This window comes from Mycobacterium sp. E1747 (assembly GCF_001667775.1).
In the GTDB taxonomy this organism is placed as follows: domain Bacteria; phylum Actinomycetota; class Actinomycetes; order Mycobacteriales; family Mycobacteriaceae; genus Mycobacterium.
In genome coordinates this window covers 26,929-48,017 of the sequence record NZ_LZJI01000128.1, presented here as the reverse complement: position 1 = coordinate 48,017, position 21,089 = coordinate 26,929, and the positions used below count along the sequence as shown (strand labels likewise).

Below are 21,089 nucleotides of genomic sequence, written 5' to 3'. Positions count from 1 at the left end.
AAAGATTTGCATTCGATATGCGCCCGGCCCGCCCGGTTGCGACCTGTTCGGGCGCCCCATACCTTCGGAACGCGTAAGCCATAACAGGCGATAAGCAGAACAACGATGTTCCTGGCGAACGTGATCGCCTGTGCTGCGGTGTTTTACACCGCACAATTCGGCGCGTTAAGGGCGGATGCCCGAACGTGCCCCTTATGCGTAACCCAGGGAGGGTCCATGCAACCCGTCGAGCAGCTGGGGGACCACGATGTCGAGACAGACTCTCGCGGCGACCGGTTTCGCGCGGTCATCCAGTACGATTTTCCAGCGTCACTGGTCGTATTCCTGGTGGCGCTTCCGTTGTCGTTGGGAATCGCGCTCGCGTCCGACGCCCCGGTACTCGCCGGCCTGATCGCGGCGATCGTCGGGGGAATCGTCGCCGGATGCTTGGGTGGGTCACCGTTGCAGGTCAGCGGACCGGCGGCCGGGCTGACGGTGATCGTTGCCGATCTGGTATCCCAGTTTGGCTGGGCCGTAACATGTTTGATCACTGTCATTGCAGGAGCGCTGCAAGTGGTGCTAGGTATCAGCCGGATTGCGCGGGCAGCATTGGCGATCTCACCGGTGGTGGTACACGCCATGTTGGCCGGTATCGGGATCACCATCGCCTTGCAGCAGGTGCACGTACTGCTGGGCGGCGAGTCGCAGAGCTCGGCCTGGACAAACGTCGTCGGGTTGCCCGCCCAGGTTGCCGGCGCACAGCGGCCCGGGCTCGTGCTGGGCCTGCTCGTGATCGCCATCCTGATCGCCTGGCGCTGGGCGCCGGCCCGGGTCGCCAAGATCCCTGGTCCCTTGGTCGCCATCGTTGGGGTCACGATCATCTCAATCATATTGCCGTTCAACGTATCCCGCATCAGGTTGGAAGGCTCGGTGCTGGAGGCGCTGCGGCTACCCCAACTCCCGGAAGGGAACTGGGGGGCGGTCGTCATCGCGGTGATCACGGTCACTCTCATCACCAGCGTGCAAAGCTTGCTGACGGCGGTCGCGATCGATCGGATGCACACCGGGCCGCGGACCGACTTCAACCGTGAGCTGATCGGACAGGGCGCGGCGAACATGGCTTCGGGCGCGATCGGCGGGCTTCCCATCGCCGGGGTCATCGTGCGCAGCGCGGCCAATGTCAACGCGGGGGCCAAGACTCGGGCATCGACGATCATGCACGGGGTCTGGATCATGGTGTTCGCCGTGCCTTTCGCGGGTTTGGTCGAACAGATCCCGACCGCGGCGCTCGCCGGCTTGCTCATCGTCATCGGCATCGAGCTGCTGAAGCCCGCACACGTCGAGACTGCGCTGCGCAACGGTGATATCGCCGTTTATCTGGTGACCATAGTGTCCGTCGTATTTCTCAATCTGCTGCACGGTGTGCTGATCGGACTCGCCGTCGCGGTCATCGTGACGGGGTGGCGGGTGGTTCGGGCCAGGGTGGAAGCAAAGCCCGTGGGCGATGAATGGCATCTGATCATCGAGGGGGCATGCACGTTCTTGGCGCTGCCCCGCCTCACCGGGGTACTCGCCACCATCCCCGAGCGCACCGCGGTCACCATCCACCTGATGGCCAATTACCTCGATCACGCTGCGCACCAAGCGATCAGCGACTGGCAGCGCCGGCATTGCGCGACGGGCGGAGACGTCAAGGTGCACAACCGACGGCTGGAACCGTACGGGCGCGAGAATAAGTCATCCAAGTCCGAGCGCCGCGCGCTGCACCTCAGCTTGGTTGACGCGGACGCCGGCTAGCCCCGGAAGCCTGTCTCCGGACGCGTCGTTACTTCAGGTCCGCGGTGACCTGCCTGAGCGCGGCGAGGTGGTCGTCGACGGTGGCCAGCCCGGCCTTCATGGTGTTGACCGACACGTGAGTGGCACCGGCCTCCCGCCAGGCCGCTATTTCGCGGGCGGTCCGGTCGCGGTCGCCGGTCCAGGTGACGCGTCCCTCCATGCCGAGGCTGTCCGCGTCGCGGCCGGCGGCAGCGGCCGCGCGCTGCACCTGCTCGCGGGCGTGGTCCAACCCGGGCCCGGGGGCGGTCATCGGGAACCAGCCGTCCGCGAGCCGCCCCGCGCGCTCCAACCCGCGGTCAGAGGCCGCGCCGATCCAGACGGGGATCGGGCGTTGGACGGGCAATGGGGCCAGCCCCGCCGCTGTCACGGTGTGGTACCTGCCGTCGAAGGTGACCGACCGTTCGGTCCACAGCCGGCGCAACAACTCGACTTGCTCCTCAGAGCGCTTGCCGCGATTGGCGAAGCTCTCGCCTAGCGCCTCGTATTCGACTGCGTTCCAGCCCAATCCGACACCGAGCCTGAAGCGTCCGCCGGTCAGCAGATCCACCTCGGCGGCCTGCTTGGCCACCAACGCCGTCTGTCGCTGCGGCAAGATGATGACGCCGCTGACCAACTCGAGCGAGGTGATCGCGGCCAGAAAGCCGAACATGACGAACGGCTCATGAAACGTCGAGTCGATGTCGTACGGGCCGTCCCAGCCGTGGTGCACCTGGGGGTCGGCGCCCACGACGTGGTCGTAGGCCAGAATGTGGGTGAATCCCAGTCCCTGCACGCCCTCCCCGTAGGCACGGATGACCGCCGGGTCGTCGCCCAGTTCGGTTTGCGGGAACACAACTCCGATGCGCATGCGCGGTGCAACCAGCCCACCGGGCGATTGCTTCCCGCGCAATGGAAGAAGTTGGGACGGTGCCGTCTTCGCGCCTCTCGGCAAGCGGTCGCTCGAAGCGACGGTTCTCAAGGTGGTACCCGGGGGAATGCCGACACCGTCGGCTACCACAACGACGGTCGATGCCCGAATATTTCACCGACGCTCGATGATGGACGGGTGACGACAAAAAAGATTGGCAACGCGCTGCGGATCGGTCGCTTCGAGCCGACTTTCGAAGCCGAGTTGACCGCACGGTACGAGATCCCCAGGCTTCCCGACGGTCCGGGGCGCGCCGACTTCTTCGCCGAACATGCGGCCGACGTGCGCATCGTGATCACGTCGGGCACGGCCGGCGTCGACGGCGACACCATCGCCGCGCTGCCTCACCTGGAGGTAATCGTCAACAACGGCGCCGGGGTGGACTTGATCGATCTGCCGGCCGCGCGCCGCCGCGGCATCGGCGTCAGCAACACGCCCGATGTGCTTTCGGACACGGTGGCCGACACCGCGCTGGGCCTCATCTTGATGACCCTGCGCGGTTTCGGCGCCGCCGACCGCTACGTACGGGCGGGCCGATGGGTGCGCGATGGCCAGTTCCCCTACGCCCGGGACGTCAGTGGTTTGCAGGTGGGGATCCTGGGGCTGGGCCGTATCGGTTCGGCGATAGCGACCAGACTGCTCGGATTCGACTGTGCCATTGCCTATCACAACCGCCACCGCATCGACGGGTCACCGTACCGCTACGCCCCGTCGCCGCTGGAGCTGGCCGAGTCGGTCGACGTCCTCGTCGTGGCCACCACGGGCGATGCCCACGCTCGTCACCTGGTCGACCGCTCGGTTCTCGAGGCGCTGGGCCCCGACGGTTATCTGGTCAACATCGCCCGCGGCAGCGTCGTCGACCAGGACGCGTTGGTGGAGCTGCTGGTCGGCGGTGGCTTGGCGGGGGCGGGGCTGGACGTCTTCGTCGATGAGCCCCAGGTGCCGACCGAGCTGTTCGAACTCGACAATGTGGTCTTGTTTCCGCACATCGGCAGCGCCACCGCGCGGACCCGCAGGGCGATGGCGCTGCTGGCCATCCAGAACCTGCAGAGTTACCTCGACACCGGTGAGCTCGTGACACCGGTGTTGCGACCCCGCAAATGACGGCCTGGTCACCTGCTTGTCAGATCCCTCACACCGAATGGTCGACCCGGCGAATAACGGGTATCAGGCCATCCACCATGAGTGACACCACCCAACGCCAGCTCGGCCAGACCGACAGCCCGATCGAAGACGAGCTCGAGGACGCGTTCAGCAGGATGCTGAGCGAGGGCGCCCAGCGCCTGCACCGCACCTGGCGCGGCGTGCTGGTGACCGGCTTCTTCGGCGGCACCGAGGTGGGGATCGGGGTGCTCGCCTACCTGTCCGTGCTGGACGCCACCCACCGTCCGCTGCTGGCGGGGGTGGCGTTCTCGATCGGCTTCCTCGCCCTGCTGCTCGGCCGCAGCGAGCTGTTCACCGAAGGCTTCATCATCCCCGTCGTGACCGTGGCCGCCAAGCGCGCCAGCCTGCGCCAGCTGGCCAAGCTGTGGGGCGGCACCATGTTCGCGAATCTGGTTGGCGGCTGGGTGATCATGTGGCTGATCATGACCGGCTTTCCCGAACTGCACGCGCAGACCATCGAGTCCGGCACTCACTTCGCCACCGCGCCGCCGTCCGGCCAGAGCATGGCGCTGGCGATCCTCGGCGGCATGATCATCACGCTGATGACCCGGATGCAACACGGCACCGACTCGGTGCCCGCCAAGATCGCCGCTGCCGTCGCCGCCGCATTCCTGCTCGCCGGGCTCCGGTTGTTCCACTCGATCCTGGATTCGCTGCTCATCTTCGGCGCGCTCATCACCGGGCATGCCCCGTTCGGCTATCTGACCTGGCTGGGTTGGTTCGGCTATACCGTGGTCGGCAACATGATCGGTGGGCTGCTGTTCGTGACGCTGCTGCGGCTTCTTCGCAGCAAGGACCGGCTCGAAGAGGTACGCGCGGACGCCGAATCCCCGTGAGGGCCCTCAGAGCAGTTGGGGCATAACCTCGCTCGCCAACAACTCCAGGTGGGCGAGGTCGGTCAAGTCCAGGAGCTGGGTGTAAACACGCTGCACCCCGATCTGATTCCAGGCGCCCAACTTCTCGACGATCTCTGTCGGGGAGCCGACCAGGGGGCTGTTCGAACGCATTTCGTCGAGGTCGCGACCGATCGCCGCGGCGCGGCGGGTCAGTTCGCGGTTGTTGCGCCCAGCGCAGAGCACGAATGCGCTCGAGTAGACCATCGAGTCCTCAGGCCTGCCAGCCGCGGCGACGGCCTGCGCTACCCGCTGAAACTGTTTGTCGGCCACGTCGATCGGCGCGAACGGGATGTTGAATTCGGCCGCGTACTTGGCCGCGAGCCGCGGGGTGCGGTTGGCGCCGAGGCCGCCGACGACGATCGGCGGGTGCGGGGTCTGCGTCGGTTTGGGCAGCGCCGGCGACCCGGTGACGGTGTAGTACGCCCCGGTGTAGTCGAAGGTTTCACCGCGCCCCGTCGTCCATAGGCCCGTGATGATGGCCAGCTGTTCATCGAGCCGGTCGAACCGCTCCCGCAGCGGGGGGAAGGGTATGCCGTACGCCTGGTGCTCCTTTTCGAACCAACCGCTGCCCAGCCCGAATTCGACGCGTCCGCCACTCATCTCGTCCACTTGCGCCACCGCGATCGCCAGCGGACCGGGGGAGCGGAACGTTGCGGACGTCACCAGAGTGCCCAGCCGGATGGTCGACGTCTCCCGCGCGATCGCGCCCAGTGTCACCCACGAGTCGGTGGGGCCCGGCAGCCCGTCGCCACTCATCGCCAGGTAGTGATCCGACCGGAAGAACGCCCCAAAACCCAGCTGCTCGGCGGTCTGGGCGACGGCCACCTGGTCGGCGTAGCGGGCCCCCTGCTGCGGCTCGATGAATGCACGAAAGTCCATAAGATTCCTCTGTATCTCGTTGTACGGCAACTCGATTCCGAACCTGTACCCGCCCGTGGCCAAAGCGAGACAGGCGTCGGGTTAGCAGGACGGCCGAAACCGGGTATGCCTGCTGCATGACTTCACTGCTGCCACCAATCGTTGTCACGCCCGCGCGATTGACCTGCGCCGGTGCCGCCGACGCGGTTACCGCGGCGGAATTGCGCCGCGCCCTGCGGCGGTGGCTTCAGGAGGTGACCGAGGCCCCGTCGGACATTCGCGACGACATCATTCTGGGGGTCAACGAGGCGCTGGCCAACTGTGTGGAGCACGCCTACCGCGATCACCGCGCGACCGGCACGATGAAGCTGCAGGCAAGCCACGACCCCGCCGCCCAATCGATCAGCGTCTGCGTCAGCGACCGCGGATCCTGGCTCCATCCCTCGCCGCTACGCCTCAGCGACCCGCGGCGATCCCGCGGCATCGCGTTGATGCACGCGCTGGCGGATCACTGCACCATCAACGCCCGTCCCAACGGCACGACCGTGTGCCTGGACTTCACCACCAGGCGGTAGCCGCCGCTCACACGCCGACGGCGCGTTCCAGGTCCTTCAGCGACGTCTCCAGGTGGCCCAGCAGCCGCTGCAGGTGCGGGACGCTGCGGCGACAACCCACGAGACCGAAGTCGAGATTGTCGGCGTTGTTGGCCACCGTGATGTTGACCGCCTGACCGTCGAGCGGGATGGACAGCGGGTAATTGCCATCCAGGCGGGCACCACGCCAGTACAGCGGCTCGGCGGGACCGGCCGAGACGTTGGAGATGACGATGTTGAACGGCGGCGACGCCGCCGATAAGTAGCCGGGGATCAGCCCGAAGAACAGGCCGCCGATGTTGAAGGCCGACAGGGCGAGCTGCTGGACCGAGGGCAGTTGTTGGAAGATCTCCTTGGTGTCGCGGATCGACGTGCTGACGATTTCGAGGCGCCTCTCCGGGTCGTCCAGGTCGGTCGCCAGGTTGCACAGGAACGTTCCGACCATGTTGCCGCCCCGGTCGTCGTCGGCCTTGCGGAGGTTGACCGGCACCATCGCGGTCAGCGGGGCGTCGGGTAGCGCGTTCTGCTCCTGCAGGTAGGCACGCAGGGCGCCGGAGCACATGGCGAGCACCACGTCGTTGACGGTCACTCCCGCCGCCGATTTGACCGCTTTGATCCGGTCCAGCGACCAGGACTGCGCGGCTACCCGCCGGGCGCCGCCGATCCGGACGTTGAACATGCTGCGCGGCGCCTGAAATGGCAGTGTCAGTTGTTGTTCGAGCAGGGCGGCCCGGGCCAGCTTCAGCGAGGACGGCGCCAATGCGAGCGCCGACCCCGCGGTGCGGCCCGCCCGCTCCAGCAGCGATTGCCGCTTCTGGCCGCCGCCGCGCTTGCGCGGCCCGAGACTCCATGGGACGCGCATCTCGTTATCATCGGGGTCAGTGGTGAAAGCGCGCTGCACCAGCCGCATAGCGGACACGCCGTCCATGAGCGAGTGGTGGTACTTCGTGTAGACGGCGTAGCGGCCGTCCTGCAGTCCCTCCACGAGGTGGGCCTCCCACATCGGGCGGTGCCGGTCGAGCAGGCTGCCATGCAACCTGGAGACCAGCTCGAGCAGGTCACGGACCCTGCCCGGCTCGGGCAGGGCCGAGCGGCGCAGGTGATAGTCCAGCTCGACGTCCTTGTCCAAGGACCACGCGAGATTGGTCAGGCCGCCGAAGAAGGCCGGGTGCTTGCGGAACGTCGGCTGCACGTCCGTGCATTCGAGCATGGCCTGATAGGACTCGCGGACGAAGTGGGGTCCGGCGTCCTTGGGCGGCTCGAAGAGTTGCAGCGACCCCACATGCATCGGGTGCTCGCGGGACTCGCCGATGAGGAACAGCGCATCCGTCGGAGATATCGGTTCCATGCTCGCACCCCGTTTCTTTCGCTGCGTCGTCAGCGCGGCACACGCCCATGTGCTAGTAGCCGCAGCGAGCGTTCGCTAATCGTGTTTGAGCTGCCAATCGGCGGCGAGCACTAAAGCGCTTGCGGCCGCTACCGATTGGGTGCATCCATGCGAACAGTGGCGCTCGGGGAGTCATGGTGTCGGCGGGTTCGGGGCGTCCGAAACGAATGAACGCGCACGGGGAGCTGTTGGTGTTGCGGCACGCGTGAGAGGCGTCGCCTGCCGGGGTTAGCGCGCGTCGCGGAAAGCGGCGGTGATTTCGGCGACCCTCGGATCGGCGCGCAGCTCCTCCAGCGTCGCCGGCAGGGGCAACCGCCAGTTCGGGTACTCGTCGACGGTCCCCGGCAGGTTGGGCTGCCGAGGTTCGGCCAGCACGTCGTAGGGCGAGATCAGCTTCAGGCGGCTCGGGGTGGCCGCGAGCAATCGGTGCATCGCGGCGATAATCGCCGGCTCGTCCGCGTCGGGGCCCGAAAGCAGCCCCTCGGACCGCAGCAGCTCCACCCACTCGGCTCGTTCCTTGTCAGCCACCGACTGCTCGCCCGGCACGTCGTCCAGCAGGCCGAGGTCCGCGCGGGCCTGCACATGCTCGCCGCGCAGGAAACCCGCCGCGGTGGGCAGGTCGTGGGTGGACAGGCTGGCGGCGGCCCGCGACGGCCATTTCGCCGGTGGCAGCAGCGGCTCGCCCGGCGCCGACTCGTCGCGGGTGAACCACGACACCGCGCAGCCCAGCATCTCATTGTCGGCCAGCGCCTGGGTCACCTCCGGTTCGACGGTGCCCAGATCCTCACCGACGACCGTGGCGCCCGCCCGATGCGCTTCCAGCGCCAAGACCGCGAGCATCACGTCGGCGTCGTAATGCACGTAGGTGCCGCGCTCCGGGCCGTCGCCCGGGGGAATCCACCACAGCCGCCACAATCCCGCGACATGGTCGATCCGCAGCCCGTCGGCGTGGGCGAGCACCGCGCGCAGCATGTCCCGCAACGCGGCGTAGCCGGTGACGGCGAGCCGGTCCGGTCGCCACGGCGGCAGCCCCCAATCCTGCCCGCGGGGGGTGAAGTTGTCCGGCGGCGCCCCGATGCTCACCCCGGTGGCGAGCATGTCGGCCAGCGCCCACGCGTCGGCGCCGTTGGCATCCACCCCGACCGGGAGGTCGTGCAAGACGCCGAGGGCCATGCCCGCGTGGCGGGCCGCGTCGCGCACCGCGGTCAGTTGCTCGTTGCAGCGTTGCTGCACCCAGGCATGGAAGGCCACCCGGGGCGCCAGTTCCCGGCGGGCCGCCGTCACGCCCGGCCCGGCGACGTCATGCAGAGATGTAGGCCATCGGGTCCACCGGCCGCCGTGCCGCTCGGCCAGCGCACAGTAGGTGGCCCAGTCGCGCAGACCGGAGCCGGCCGCCGACGCCTCCAGCGGGCTGGGCCGGCCTTCGGCGCGCCACAGCAGCTCCAGCGCCGACCGCTTGGCCGCCCACACCAGGTCATAGTCGATCCGCTCGGTGGTCGGCGAGACCCGCAGCGCGTCGACCTCTGCGCGGGTGTCCGCGTCGGCCCGGCGATAGGCGTCGAGGTCCTCGATGCGCAGCGCCAGCGGGTTGGCGAATCGTCGGCTGGACGGGGTGTAGGGCGACGGCTGCACCGGGTGCGTCGGCCCGGGCGCGTGCAGCGGGTTGAGCAGCACGGCGCCGGCCTGGTGGTCGGTGGCGGTCCAATCCAGGAACTCACGCAGGTCGCCCAGGTCGCCGATGCCCCAGGACCGACCGGATCGCAACGCGTAGAGCTGCAACATCCAGCCCCAGGTGGCCGGCGTGGGCGGCACCCGAGGCGGCGCGGCCACCACGGTGGCCTCTTGCCCGTCGCGAAGGCGGAGCCGGTACCAGCCCGCGCTGAGATCGCCGGGCAGCTCGTCGCGCACCTCCGTCTGGTGGCCGTCCTCGCCCACCAGGAGGGCGGCGCCGGGCAGCGGCCGGGGGTGGCCATCCAACCGCACCGCGATCGTGGGTGGCAGCGCACCGGCGCGGTCGCGCTCGGCCAGCCGGGCCAGCTCGTGCCGCCGGGCGGCTTCGCTCGAGGCGTCGACGTCGAGAAGACCGAGCACCCGGATCACGACGTCGGCGTCGACCTCCACGGGCTCGCGCCGCTCGTTTCGGTAGGTGGTGGCCACCCCGTGCGCTGCGGCCACCCGACGCAGGTCATCGGGAACCGGCGTGGGCGTCGCCATCAAACCGCCGGCAAGGGTGCGGCGCCGGCGGCGATGGGACGGCTGAGAGGTAAAAGCACAAGCTCTATATACCCCAGCGGCACGTTCTCACACGGGCAGCCGAAACTCGTTCGCCGGCATGCGTTTTCGGCTAGCGCCCGGTCGCCTGGAAGATGACTCGCCGGGCGATCTGCACGGCGTGGTCGGCGAAGCGCTCGTAGAAGCGGCCCAGCAGCGTGACATCTACCGCGGCGGCGACGCCGTACGTCCAGCCGGGGTCCATCAGAGCGGCCAGCAATTGACGGTGCAGTTCGTCCATCGCGTCATCGTCGCGGCGAACCTGCGCCGCGCCTCCGGGATCCTGGGCCAGCAACACTTCCCGCGCGCCGCGGGCCAACTGCTCGGCGACCGCACCCATTTCGGCGATGTGGCGGCGCACATCGTCCGGCACGGCGTTGCGGGGATGGCGCATGCGGGCGATTTCGGCGACGTGCACCGCCAACCCGCCCATCCGTTGCGCGTCCGCGGCGATCCGGATGGCACTGACCACCGCACGCAGATCCGTGGCCACGGGAGCCTGCAAGGCCAACAAGGCGAAGGCGGTCTCCTCGACGCCGGTGTTGACGGCGGCGATGTCCGACTGGCCGGCGATGACGCGTTCCGCCAGCGGCAGGTCGGCTTTCAGCAGCGCCTCGGTGGCCAGTGCGATGGCTTCGCCGGCCATCGCGCACATCGCCCCGAGCTGCTGGGTGAGCGTTCCCAACTGATGGTGAAAAGCGCTCCTCATCCCTTAAAGATAGGCAGGGAAACGCAAATTAAACGTCGCCGGCCACTTCGTCCAAGCGCAACGTCAAAGGGTCGCGGTGTGATTCCCAGGCGGGTGGCTTACCGGACGTCCTCGGCCAGCTCGCGCGCCTCCCGCTCGGTTTCCACCGCGGGCCCGGACCCCGGCAGCGGCTTCCCGGCGACTTCGGGCGTGAACAGCAGCGTGACCGCGCCCACGAGGCCGCCGAAGATCAACATGTAGGCGGGCGCCATGACGTTGCCGGTTCCCGAAACCAGCGCTTGGGCGATCAGGGGCGTGGTGCCGCCGACGGCGGATATTGAGATGTTGTACGAGATGGCCAGCGCGCCGTAGCGCACGTCGGTGGGGAACAGGGCCGGCAACATGGCGGGCGCCGTGCTGTCGAAGCACAGCTCCATCAACCCGATCAGCAACACACCCATGAAGATCACCGGGTAGATCCCGCCGAAGCGGATGAGCAGGAACGCGGGGATCGAACCCACGACCAGCAGTGCGCAGCCCGTCCACATGATCGGCTTGACCCCGATGCGGTCGGACAGGCTGGCCACCAGCACCACCGTGACCATCAGGATCGCCAACGTCACCACGATCATCACCAGCCCGGCGGTGTGGCCGGCGCGCACAAAGAGCTTCAGGTAGGTCGGCAGGTAACCAGTGAGCATGAAGTCGGCGAGCTGAGAGGTGAGCACCAGCGCCGCGCAGATCAGCAGACCCCGCCACTGGTCCACCACCGTGCGCCGGAATTGCTGCCGGCGCCCGCTCGACTGCTGCTCGCCCTCCGTCGCGCTCTGGTAGGCGGACGACTCCTTGAGCCGAAGCCGCAGGAACAGCGCGAACAGACCGAAGGGCGCGCCAAGCAACAGCGGGATCCGCCAGCCGTAGGTCAACATGTCGTCGTCCGGCAGCCAGGTCTGCAAGGCGGTGACCAGCATCCCGGCCAGCACGAACCCGACCAGATTTCCCATCGGTAGGAATCCGACCATCTTGCCGCGTTTGTGGTCCGGGGCCTGCTCGACCAGGTAGGTCATCGCGCCGACGTACTCACCACCGGTCGACAGCCCCTGGAATATGCGCGCGACGACGAGCAGGATCGGCGCCCAGATGCCGATGGCGCTGTAGCCGGGCAGCAGACCCGTCACGGTCGTGCTGATGGTCATCATGAGAATGGTGACCACCAGAACCCGATGCCGTCCGATGCGGTCGCCGAGGGGACCGAAGATAAAGCCACCGAGCGGACGCACCACGAATGCGGCGGCGAGCGTCCCGAAGGTCGCGATCAGGTGGACGCCACTGACACTCTTGCCGGGGTAGAACACCTGGGCGAGGGTGGTGGCGATGTAGCCGTAGACCCCGAAGTCGTACCACTCCATGAAGTTGCCGATGGCTGTGCCCATGATGGTCTGGCGCATGGCCGGGTCGGCGACCCTGATCTCGTTGCGTGCCCATTTTCCGCGGCGGCGTCGCGCATTCATCGACAGATTGCGTACCCAGAAGTCCCGTGGGCCGAACAAGTTGCGCTCCCATCCGGCTCGTCGTCACATCGGCCGGTGGCCGATCGTAGCGACCGGGCTGGGTCGAAAAGAACTCACTGACCTTTCAGGCTGCCGATGCGAAGCGAATAATCCCGGGGTTTCGACTGCTCCCCCGACTGGGTGACCTCGATTTCGTCGACATAGCGCTGCGGGTCCCGGTCGACGATCGGCAAGCCCTTCGGGGTGGGGTGCTCGGCCATGAAATCGCTGTATTGCCGGCCCAGCGCTTCGCGAAGGCCGATCGGAGCGGTACGACGAAAATCCGCCAACCCCTCGCGCTCCTCTTCGCCCATGTGGTCGTCGTTGGCCTCCCGGGTGCGGCCGATCGCCGCCCACCATTCGTCGGTGCCCACACCGACGGCGTTGGCGTCGCGCACCCCGTCGCGGATGTCGTTATGGTCCCCGATGGCATCGAGCGTCTCACCCTCGGCATCGTCGCCGACGCGCCTCAGCAGTTGCGGGTAGAAGATCTTCTCTTCGATGTAGGCATGCACGTCCAGCTTGTCGGCGAGGGGGCGCCAGACGCGCGCCAGGGCGGTTTCGTCGACGGGCGTCTGCGCCTGCAGATAGTCCAGCTTGGCGAACTGTTCGCGGAACCAGTCGTGGTCGGCGAGGATCAACATGGTGATGTCAGCCATCGCGACGCCCCACCTCCCTCACCGCTACGGTTCGCGCCATGGTGTCCCATCGCGATGGAGCCAGTCAACCGGAAGGAAATCGTTGGTTTGGGCCGCCGACCCCGCGGATACACTGGAACACCGGCATGCCGATCGACTGCGACGGCGCGCCGCTAATCCCACCGATGTCAGAGGTTGTTTGTGCCGGAATACCGCAGCGAGCCCGCAAGCCTAGAGCCGCACTTCGAGGACGTTCAGGCGCACTACGACCTGTCCGACGAGTTTTTTGCGCTCTTCCTGGACCCGACGCGGACCTACAGCTGCGCCTACTTCCAGCGCGACGACATGACGCTCGAAGAGGCGCAGCTCGCCAAGGTCGACCTGTCGCTCGGCAAGCTGGGGCTGCAAGCGGGGCAGACGCTGCTCGACATCGGCTGCGGCTGGGGCACCACGATCGTCCGGGCGCTCGAGCAGTATGACGTCAACGTCGTCGGCCTGACCCTGAGCCGCAACCAGCAGGCGCACGTGCAACAGCGTCTCGACCAGCACCCCAGCCCGCGAAACAAGCGGGTGCTCCTTCGTGGCTGGGAGCAGTTCGACGAAAAGGTGGACCGCATCGTGTCCATCGGCGCCTTCGAGCACTTCGGACGCAACCGCTACCCCGACTTCTTCAAGATGGCCTACGAGGCGCTGCCCGCCGACGGCGTGATGATGCTGCACACCATCATCCAGCCCAGCGGCGAAGAGTTCGCCGAGCGCGGCCTGCCCATCACCATGACGAAACTGCGGTTCATGAAATTCATCATGGAAGAGATCTTCCCGGGCGGAGACCTGCCCGCCGCCAAGACCGTCGAAGAGCACGCGACCCGTGCCGGCTTCGGCGTCAAGCTCGTCCAGCCGCTGCGCCTGCATTACGCGCGCACCCTCGACACCTGGGCGGCCGCCCTCGAGTCGCGCCGTGACGAGGCCATCGCGATTCAGTCCCAAGAGGTCTACGACCGGTACATGAAGTACCTGACCGGCTGCGCCGACCTGTTCCGCGAGGGCTACACCGACGTCGCGCAATTCACCCTCGTCAAGGGCTGACCACCCCGGACGGTTTATCCGTGCAACGCCAGGGGTAAATCCACGAGCAACAACCTGATTCGGTGCGCGCCGGCCTTCGTCGGCACGAAACCGCAGGAAGGATTGATCGTGAGTGCCAAGCATCGGATGACCGCGACACTGGGGCAAAGACCTCCGACGGGTCCAGCGCCGCGACGGCGGACGGGCGCAGCGGCGGTGTGTGACGTCCTGTCCGGCGCAATGTTGTGCGCGGCGGCGTGCGCGGCCCTGGCGCTCAACGCGCCGCACAGCGAAAAGCGCACGATCGAGGCGAGTCAGGAGCCACCGGCCGCGTCGCAGCCGGTTCGCCAAGAGGGCACGGTGGTTGCCGTGTCGGCGGGCTCGGTCACCGCGCGCAGCGCCAACGGCTACACGCAGACGTATCTCGTCACGCCCAACACCACGCTCATCGGTCAGGGCGGCCAACAGGCTGCTGCCGCTTCGCATTTCACGGTCAACGATCATGTGGTCATCGTCGGAACCATCGAGGATGGCACCGCCATGGCCACCGCGGTGGCCGACCACGGCGCGGGACACGGAGACGGTCCGCCGATGGACTACCCTGGCGGCCAGGTCATTCCGGCCGGGCGCAGCTGATCCTGGGCGCGCACACCCTCGGCTCGCGGCAGGGACCCTGCGGCACACCGCCGCTGCGTTCGGCCTAGTCTGTATGCCATCCAGCCAAAGGAGGCGCCGTGAGCGAGCACGAAGTCAAGATGATCATCCTGTCGACTGACGACCTCGACGAGTCGATCCGGTTCTACAGCGAGACGCTGGGCATGGCGCTGAAGTTCCGCGACGGGGCGCACTTCGCCGCCCTCGACGGCGGGCCGGTCACGCTGGCGCTGGCGACCTCCGTGGACCACCCCATACCGGGCCAGGTCGTCGTCGGTATCAAGACCGACGACGTCGACGCCGCGGCGAAGGCGGTGGAGGCCAGCGGCGGCGGGATCGTCAAAGGACCGTACGACGACGCGCACGAACGCCGCGCCGTGGTCTATGACAACAAGGGCAACGGCTTGGTGTTCTACCGCTCGCTGGGACGCTGACGGCCGCTATTTCCCGTTGCGCTCGCGGTGCTTGCACCCCGGCCAGCAGCAGGGCCGACGCTTGCCCTCCTCCAGCTCTTCCTGCGTCCGGCGGATGCGGCGCCGGCGGGTGGCTTCCTGTTTGGCGTCCTCTACCCAGCAGATGAATTCGTTGCGCGCCAAGGGCGTGATGTCCTTCCACGCGGCGAGCGCCGTGGCATTGCCGATCAGCGACTCGCGCAAGTCGGCCGGAAGCTTGTGCACCACTCCGCCGGGTATCTGCTGGTTGCTCATCGGGTTAGGCTAACGCGCCGCTCAGCACACCACCGGATGCGGTCGCTGGCGCGCCGCAGCTAGGACGTCAAATGCGCGCTGGCGTCGTGCAATTCGTCGCGGCGCAAGCCCATCGGGGTTAGGGCGGGAACGTCGCCGCCGGCGACCACCGTGCGGGTGATCGGTGTGAGCGCTCGGAACAGCGTCTCCACCTCGTCGTCGTCGAGCGCGTCGAGCGCGGACAGGGAAAGCGCGTCGGTGGAGCGTTCGATGTGGTCCTTCAGTTCCCGGCCGGTCGCGGTCAGGGAGCCGTCATGGTCGAGCAGTCCCCGCTCGATGAGCCGCTGCTCGTGGTGCCGCCACGCGGCCTCGTCGTAGTCGCGGGTGCGCGCGATGTACTCGCGTGGAACGCCGCCGGCCGCGGCGTGCAACACGTTGGACTCGCGGCCCGAGATGCCGGCGGCGGCCAACACCGCGACGTGTCCGTCGCCGCGGTGCTCACGCAGCAGCGTCGTCGCGTGCCACAGCGCGGCCAGCGGGTCGTCCGGCCACGGCAGCGCCAGGTTGGCAGCGAACAGCGGGCGGGCGTCCAGCGGCGCGTTCCGGGCCGCCCTGCCCGCCAATTCCGCTGCGGTACGGACGTTTTCGTCGTCGCCCAGCCCGTAGCGGCGCAGCGCTGTGACGGTAGACTCCTGCCGGGCCCGCAACGCCGCGTCGGGGCCGGCAACCTCCCATGCGGCCGGCAGCGCCTTGGCGACGCGTTCGGGGGCGAAATTGTAGAAGATCGCAGTGACCACCTGCCGGGGCACCGTGCCCAGCGGCGCCGAGCGGGCGGCGAAGTAGCCCATCCAGAATCCGCGGTAGCCCAGGCCGTCCAGCGCCGCGCGCGCCTCCGGCGCGAAATACGTCACCGCATGCACCGGCTCGAAGCGGTCGAAGAAGCGCCGCGCCAGTTGGGGTTTCCGTTGCATGTTGGAAGTTAACCACCTCCACGGTTGCGGGCGCTCAAAGCCTCAGCAGCCGTCACCGGAGTACCCGGGATGGGCTGGGACAGACCCCGCATAGTCTGAAAACCGTGACCATCCCGTATGACGAGGCGCTGCGCGAGCGGATCAGGGGCAATCTCGCGGGCCACGACCGCCGCGTCGTGACCGACCCGACAAAACGGCACGCGGCGGTAGCCGTGGTGCTGGTCGACTCCACCCTCGGCGAGGACAGGGTGGACCCGGCGCCGGTGGACGAATGGATCGGTGGCCGCCCGATGCCGGAGCCAGGCCTGGACGGTCGCATGGTCGGTGTGTCCGGCGGCGCGGCGTTCCTATTGTGCCGCAGGGCATCTCGACTCACGTCGCACGCCGCGCAATGGGCGCTGCCCGGGGGGCGGCTCGACCCGGGCGAGAGCGCCGTCGACGCCGCCCTGCGGGAATTACGCGAGGAGGTGGGCATCGCCCTGACCGATTCGACCGTCTTGGGCCTGCTAGACGATTACCCGACGCGGTCCGGGTACGTCATCACGCCGGTCGTGGTCTGGGGCGGGGGACGCCTCGATCCCCACCCGGCGCCCGACGAGGTGGTGGCGGTGTACCGGGTGGGCCTGCATCAATTGCAGCGCGACGACTCGCCGCGATTCGTCACCATCCCGGAGAGTCCGCGTCCGGTCGTGCAGATTCCACTGGGGAACGACCTGATTCACGCACCGACCGGCGCCGTGCTGCTGCAACTGAGGTGGCTGTGTCTGGAAGGCAGACCGGACGCGGTCGACGAGTTGGAGCAGCCCGTCTTCGCCTGGCAGTAGCGGTCGATGAGAGAAGCGGACCCCGGTCACCGCCGACGGCCGGCGGACAACCGGTGGTCGATGACGGCCAGCGCGCGCTCGGCCCACCGAACGTTCTCTTCCTCGAACGCGATTCCACGCAACAGGGTCAAATAGGGGCCGATCCGTTCGGCATGGGCCAGGAATTTCTCCTCGGTGCGTCCGTCGAGTAGGCGTGTCCGCAAGCGTTCGTAGCGTTGGAGTTTGGCCGTCGCCCACTGCAGGCGCTCGACAATGAACTCCCGCACGGCGGGCGTATCCCCGGCGTCCGCGGCTTGGACCTTGATCAGCAGTTCGTCGCGAATCGCCGACGGCTTCGGCGCCCGCGCGGTGTACTCCCGGATCGCGTCGTGGCCGGCGTCGGTCAGCGAGAACAGGCGCTTGTTGGGCCGGCGCTCCTGATGTACGACGCGGGCCCGGATGAGCCCCTGCTCGGCGAGGCGGTCGAGTTCGCGGTACAGCTGCTGAGGGGTGGCCATCCAGAAGTTGGCCACCGAGGCGTCGAAACCCTTGGCCAGGTCGTATCCGGACGACTCGCCCTCGAGCAGGGCCGCCAGGACAGCGTCACGCAGCGACATCGAAAAAGAGTACAACGATACGAATAATCAACAAAGTGATTAATCGCACTGTGGACACCAACCTGTTGACCGCATAGCGTCAACGGCACTTCTCAACCGAATCCCAAAGGCGAGGTGTCGGATGCATCCCTTCCGCAAGGCGGTCGAAGAACGCGACGAGAGCGGCATCCACGCGCTGCTGGCCGACGATGTCGTGTTCACCAGCCCGGTCGCGTTCAAGCCCTATGTCGGCAAGCCGATCACCGCGGCGATCCTGCGCGGCGTGTTGCGCATCTTCGAGGACTTTCGCTACGTCCGTGAGATTCACGACGGCAACGGCCGAGACCACGCGCTCGTGTTCGAGACCGGAATAGCCGGGGCGCCCGGGGTCAAGATCACCGGCTGCGACTTCCTACACTTCAACGATGACGGCCTCATCGAGGATTTCATGGTGATGGTGCGGCCCCTTTCGGGCGCGAAGGCGTTGTCCGAGGCGATGGGCGCCCAGTTCGAGCGGATCCAGCAGGAGGCGCTCGAACTGGCCGACGAGTTCACCACCGCGTAGGGGGGCGACATGCGAATCGGATTGAGCATCAACTATGCGGGCGGCTTCAAGGACGTGGCCGCCGAAGTGGCCGACCTCGAGCGTGCCGGGCTCGACATCGTCTTTGTCCCCGAGGCCTATTCGTTCGATGCCGTAAGCGCGCTGGGCTACCTGGCCGCCAGCACCGAACGGGTCGGACTGGCCTCGGGGATCCTGCAGCTCTACACCAGAACGCCCACGCTGACAGCGATGACCGCCGCCGGACTCGACTACGTCTCCGACGGCCGGTTCACCCTCGGCCTGGGCGCTTCAGGCCCGCAGGTCATCGAGGGCTTCCACGGGGTGCCTTACGACGCGCCGATCGGCCGGACCCGCGAAGTGATCGACATCTGCCGGCAGGTGTGGCGACGCGAGCCCGTCAAGCATCAGGGCAAGTACTACACGATCCCGCTGCCCGCGGGGCAGGGCACCGGCCTCGGGAAGCCGCTCAAGTTGATCAATCAGCCGGTGCGAGAACGTATTCCGATATTGGTCGCGGCGCTGGGCCCCAAGAATGTGGAGCTCGCGGCCGAGATCGCCGAGGGCTGGCAGCCGATCTTCTTCCTGCCCGAGAAGGCGCACGAGGTGTGGGGTGAGGCGCTGGCCGCCGGCCGAGCCAAGCGCCCCGCCGACCTGGGTGAGCTGGACATCTACGCCGGTCCGGTGCTCGCCATCGGTGAAAACGTCGAACCCTTAAGGGAATTCGTCAAACCCCAGCTTGCCCTCTACATCGGCGGGATGGGCGCCAAGGAGAAGAACTTTTACCACGCGCTGGCCACCAAGTATGGCTACGGACCGCAGGCCGACCGGATCCAGGAGCTCTACCTGGCCGGTGACAAGGACGGTGCCGCCAAGGTGGTGCCCGACGACCTGGTTCGGGATGTGAACCTGATCGGCAGCCGCGAGTTCGTCAAGGATCGGCTGGCCGCGTTCCGTGACGCGGGGGTCACCACGCTCAACGTCGCGCCCATCGCGTCCACCCCGGGCGAGCGGATCAAGCTGATCGAGACGCTGCGCGAACTCCTCTGACGCCCGCCCAGCTACCCGTCCACGGGTGACCCGAAACCACGCCGCCAGAACGGCGAACGGGGTCGGTGCTCGGCGAATCCACCCGCCGCGGGCCGGGGGACCACTGCGTGGCCCCCGTCGCGGCGTCCGGCGCAACCTGCGGTCAACCCCTGCGGTGGGCGTCTCGCCGCAGTCGAATCCCGCGGCTCACCGCGGCCGACAAGGCCAGCGCCGCCATCACGGCGAGGATCGTCGTCGCAACCGCCGACCTTACCGTCGTCAAGATCAGCGGCAGGCCGAATCCGACGTAGGTCACCACGTAAAACGCACCGACGAGCGCACCCCGCAAGCGCCTCGGCGCCGCGGCCTCCAGGTCGATCAGGCCCTCGCGTAGGCACAGGCCCGACGCGCACCCCAGCACCAGGAACAGCGGCACACCCAACGCCGGCGAGATGGTCGGTGGGGCCAGCGCGGTGACCGCGTAGCCGAGCGCGGCCAGCACCGCACCGGCCGTGCCGGCCTGCGGGCCCCACCGCCGTGCCCGCGCGAGCACCTGGACGAGCCCGCTGACGCCATTGACCAAGAGCGTGGCCACGCCGGCGGCCAACGGCGCCGCGAGCCCGGTGTGTAGCCGGGCGGGAATCGCGATGAACCCCAGCGTCGCCGACGCGAACACCCACGGTGCCAGCGGCATGGCCCAGGCCAACGCTCGGGCGGTCCCCTGCCCCGCGGCCGTCGACGGCTCCACCACCGGTATGGGCAGCGGCGCTGCGGCCCGCGCTCCGCGTCCCGCGATGAGCGCAAAGGCCATCGCCGCCAAGCCGATCGCGGCCGCGACCGCGAACGACAACCGAATGCCGGCCGGTCCGACCGCGGCGATCAGGGCTCCGAAGAATGGGCCGATCGCGAAACCGCCCATCAACACCGCGCCGGCGGTGGCCGCCCCGGCGGGTCCCCTCAGATCGGAGGCCCACGCGGTGCAGGAACTCATCGCCAGCCCGACACCGACCCCGACCACCAGGCGGCCCAGCAACAACACCTCGTACTGCTGCGAGCACAGCATCGCCAGCGTTCCCGCGACCGCCGTCGCCGAGCCGGCCAGCGCCACGGACTGGCGCCCAAACGTATCGGATGCGCGTCCCCCGACGAGCAGGCCCGGCAGCAATCCCAGCGCGTAGATGCCGAAGATCGCGTCGAGCGTGGCCGAGCTGAGGTGCTGCCGAACGCTGAGCAAGGGCATCAACGCGACGAAGTGGTTCGCGACCCAGCCGACGGACAGCAGCAGCACCAGCACACCGGCGAACGTGCCTCGTGCCGGCCCTGCATCACCCGCCTCGTCGGGCGTGGCCAACGCCGACCGTGGAGTTGATCCGTTGGACCAGGACACTGGGCGTTCCCTCCTGTTGGAGCCAGCCGCGGTCGGACCGACGAAACCTAAACGACGATGTGGGCGAGGCTGTTATTCCCCGTTCGCGCGGGCAATGCACGCGGCGGGACCTGCCCGGTCGGTGGGGGCAAATGGCGTGCGAGGGTTTCAAATCGGCCGATTCGGTGTATTGATACCACTACTGAAGCTCCAGGAGGGCAAACGATGAAGCACATTGCGGCCGCGACATTCGCGATAGCCGTGCTGTTGTCCAGCGCGTGTTCGGCCTCACAGGTGATCAACACCGGCGGCGACACCAAGTGCAAGGACTTCACGACGCAGGACGAGAAGAAGCAGAACGACGAAGTCAGCAAGATGCTCAAAGACAAGAACGGCGGCGACCCCTCGAACGCCGAGATCACCGCCACTCGGCTGTCGGCGGCGACGTACTGCCAGACATTAGGCAAGCCGGACACCAAGATCTCCGAAGCCCCGCACGGCTGACGGGTAGCGCCAGCCGCGTAGCCGCCGTCCAGCGATGGCGCGCCGCGGGTTTTAATCATCGGCAACTCAAACCTGGTGAGCGCCGG

General features: G+C 67.8%; 22 protein-coding genes. 11 read left to right on the top strand and 11 right to left on the bottom strand.

The features are described 5' to 3' along the window. Positions 1–216 precede the first annotated feature (216 nt). Entirely contained in the window at positions 217–1,776 is a 1,560-nt protein-coding gene (locus A5695_RS12830; RefSeq protein WP_068082032.1) for a SulP family inorganic anion transporter, read from the top strand. A 28-nt stretch (positions 1,777–1,804) separates the two neighbouring features. Here A5695_RS12830 and A5695_RS12825 read toward each other — a convergent pair whose 3' ends face one another. Next, the gene (locus tag A5695_RS12825; RefSeq protein WP_068082028.1) at positions 1,805–2,662 is read right to left on the bottom strand and encodes an LLM class F420-dependent oxidoreductase; all 858 of its coding nucleotides are present in this window, start codon (positions 2,660–2,662) and stop codon (positions 1,805–1,807) included. Between the two features lie 198 nt (positions 2,663–2,860). On the opposite strand from A5695_RS12825, the gene A5695_RS12820 reads away from it, so the two are divergent. Both A5695_RS12820 and A5695_RS12815 read left to right on the top strand, forming a co-directional pair. Further along, positions 2,861–3,826: a 2-hydroxyacid dehydrogenase gene (locus A5695_RS12820; protein ID WP_068082026.1), complete on the top strand. Its 966-nt coding sequence runs from the start codon at positions 2,861–2,863 to the stop codon at positions 3,824–3,826. Positions 3,827–3,903: 77 nt separating this feature from the next. Further along, on the top strand, positions 3,904–4,722 hold the full coding sequence (locus A5695_RS12815; protein ID WP_068082023.1) for a formate/nitrite transporter family protein: 819 nt from the start codon (positions 3,904–3,906) through the stop codon (positions 4,720–4,722). A gap of 6 nt (positions 4,723–4,728) precedes the next feature. On the opposite strand, the gene A5695_RS12810 is transcribed toward A5695_RS12815, so the two are convergent. Then, positions 4,729–5,661: an LLM class F420-dependent oxidoreductase gene (locus tag A5695_RS12810; protein ID WP_068082020.1), complete on the bottom strand. Its 933-nt coding sequence runs from the start codon at positions 5,659–5,661 to the stop codon at positions 4,729–4,731. A 116-nt stretch (positions 5,662–5,777) separates the two neighbouring features. On the opposite strand from A5695_RS12810, the gene A5695_RS12805 reads away from it, so the two are divergent. After that, positions 5,778–6,215: an ATP-binding protein gene (locus A5695_RS12805; protein WP_068082018.1), complete on the top strand. Its 438-nt coding sequence runs from the start codon at positions 5,778–5,780 to the stop codon at positions 6,213–6,215. A gap of 7 nt (positions 6,216–6,222) precedes the next feature. Here the strand turns inward: A5695_RS12805 and A5695_RS12800 are convergent, their stop codons facing one another. The 5 genes from A5695_RS12800 to A5695_RS12780 form a co-directional block, all read right to left on the bottom strand. Next, a complete protein-coding gene (locus tag A5695_RS12800; protein ID WP_068082015.1) occupies positions 6,223–7,581 on the bottom strand; it encodes a wax ester/triacylglycerol synthase family O-acyltransferase in 1,359 nt (452 codons plus the stop codon). A gap of 267 nt (positions 7,582–7,848) precedes the next feature. Continuing rightward, entirely contained in the window at positions 7,849–9,834 is a 1,986-nt protein-coding gene (gene malQ / locus A5695_RS12795; RefSeq protein ID WP_068082011.1) for a 4-alpha-glucanotransferase, read from the bottom strand. Between the two features lie 130 nt (positions 9,835–9,964). After that, positions 9,965–10,600 (bottom strand): phosphate signaling complex protein PhoU, encoded by a 636-nt coding sequence (gene phoU / locus A5695_RS12790; RefSeq protein WP_068082008.1) that lies wholly within the window; start codon positions 10,598–10,600, stop codon positions 9,965–9,967. A 98-nt stretch (positions 10,601–10,698) separates the two neighbouring features. Next, positions 10,699–12,027 (bottom strand): MFS transporter, encoded by a 1,329-nt coding sequence (locus A5695_RS12785; protein ID WP_068082092.1) that lies wholly within the window; start codon positions 12,025–12,027, stop codon positions 10,699–10,701. A 176-nt stretch (positions 12,028–12,203) separates the two neighbouring features. Beyond that, complete coding sequence (locus A5695_RS12780) at positions 12,204–12,788, bottom strand: hemerythrin domain-containing protein (protein WP_068082005.1); 585 nt, start codon at positions 12,786–12,788, stop codon at positions 12,204–12,206. A 180-nt stretch (positions 12,789–12,968) separates the two neighbouring features. On the opposite strand from A5695_RS12780, the gene A5695_RS12775 reads away from it, so the two are divergent. The 3 genes from A5695_RS12775 (at position 12,969) to A5695_RS12765 (ending at position 14,920) form a co-directional block, all read left to right on the top strand. Further along, the gene (locus tag A5695_RS12775) at positions 12,969–13,853 is read left to right on the top strand and encodes a cyclopropane mycolic acid synthase family methyltransferase (RefSeq protein WP_068082003.1); all 885 of its coding nucleotides are present in this window, start codon (positions 12,969–12,971) and stop codon (positions 13,851–13,853) included. A gap of 108 nt (positions 13,854–13,961) precedes the next feature. Beyond that, positions 13,962–14,468: a hypothetical protein gene (locus A5695_RS12770; protein ID WP_082946042.1), complete on the top strand. Its 507-nt coding sequence runs from the start codon at positions 13,962–13,964 to the stop codon at positions 14,466–14,468. A 98-nt stretch (positions 14,469–14,566) separates the two neighbouring features. Beyond that, positions 14,567–14,920, top strand: a complete 354-nt coding sequence (locus A5695_RS12765; protein ID WP_068081997.1) for a VOC family protein — start codon at positions 14,567–14,569, stop codon at positions 14,918–14,920. A gap of 6 nt (positions 14,921–14,926) precedes the next feature. Here the strand turns inward: A5695_RS12765 and A5695_RS12760 are convergent, their stop codons facing one another. Then, complete coding sequence (locus A5695_RS12760; RefSeq protein ID WP_068081994.1) at positions 14,927–15,193, bottom strand: YdeI/OmpD-associated family protein; 267 nt, start codon at positions 15,191–15,193, stop codon at positions 14,927–14,929. Positions 15,194–15,252: 59 nt separating this feature from the next. Further along, on the bottom strand, positions 15,253–16,143 hold the full coding sequence (locus A5695_RS12755) for a hypothetical protein (protein WP_068081993.1): 891 nt from the start codon (positions 16,141–16,143) through the stop codon (positions 15,253–15,255). Between the two features lie 104 nt (positions 16,144–16,247). Here A5695_RS12755 and A5695_RS12750 point away from each other — a divergent pair, with 104 nt between their 5' ends. Next, the gene (locus A5695_RS12750) at positions 16,248–16,967 is read left to right on the top strand and encodes a CoA pyrophosphatase (protein WP_068081992.1); all 720 of its coding nucleotides are present in this window, start codon (positions 16,248–16,250) and stop codon (positions 16,965–16,967) included. 26 nt (positions 16,968–16,993) lie between these two features. Here A5695_RS12750 and A5695_RS12745 read toward each other — a convergent pair whose 3' ends face one another. After that, entirely contained in the window at positions 16,994–17,563 is a 570-nt protein-coding gene (locus A5695_RS12745) for a PadR family transcriptional regulator (protein WP_068081990.1), read from the bottom strand. Between the two features lie 121 nt (positions 17,564–17,684). Between A5695_RS12745 and A5695_RS12740 the strand changes: the two genes are divergently transcribed. Together A5695_RS12740 and A5695_RS12735 are read left to right on the top strand one after the other, a co-directional pair. Then, positions 17,685–18,107 carry a nuclear transport factor 2 family protein gene (locus tag A5695_RS12740; RefSeq protein ID WP_068081988.1) on the top strand — a complete coding sequence of 141 codons (423 nt, stop codon included), beginning with the start codon at positions 17,685–17,687 and terminating at the stop codon, positions 18,105–18,107. Positions 18,108–18,116: 9 nt separating this feature from the next. Continuing rightward, a complete protein-coding gene (locus tag A5695_RS12735) occupies positions 18,117–19,154 on the top strand; it encodes an LLM class F420-dependent oxidoreductase (RefSeq protein ID WP_068081985.1) in 1,038 nt (345 codons plus the stop codon). A 142-nt stretch (positions 19,155–19,296) separates the two neighbouring features. Here the strand turns inward: A5695_RS12735 and A5695_RS12730 are convergent, their stop codons facing one another. Next, on the bottom strand, positions 19,297–20,520 hold the full coding sequence (locus tag A5695_RS12730) for an MFS transporter (protein ID WP_231974806.1): 1,224 nt from the start codon (positions 20,518–20,520) through the stop codon (positions 19,297–19,299). Positions 20,521–20,724: 204 nt separating this feature from the next. On the opposite strand from A5695_RS12730, the gene A5695_RS12725 reads away from it, so the two are divergent. Continuing rightward, positions 20,725–21,003, top strand: a complete 279-nt coding sequence (locus A5695_RS12725; RefSeq protein WP_068081979.1) for a hypothetical protein — start codon at positions 20,725–20,727, stop codon at positions 21,001–21,003. Positions 21,004–21,089: the final 86 nt, after the last annotated feature.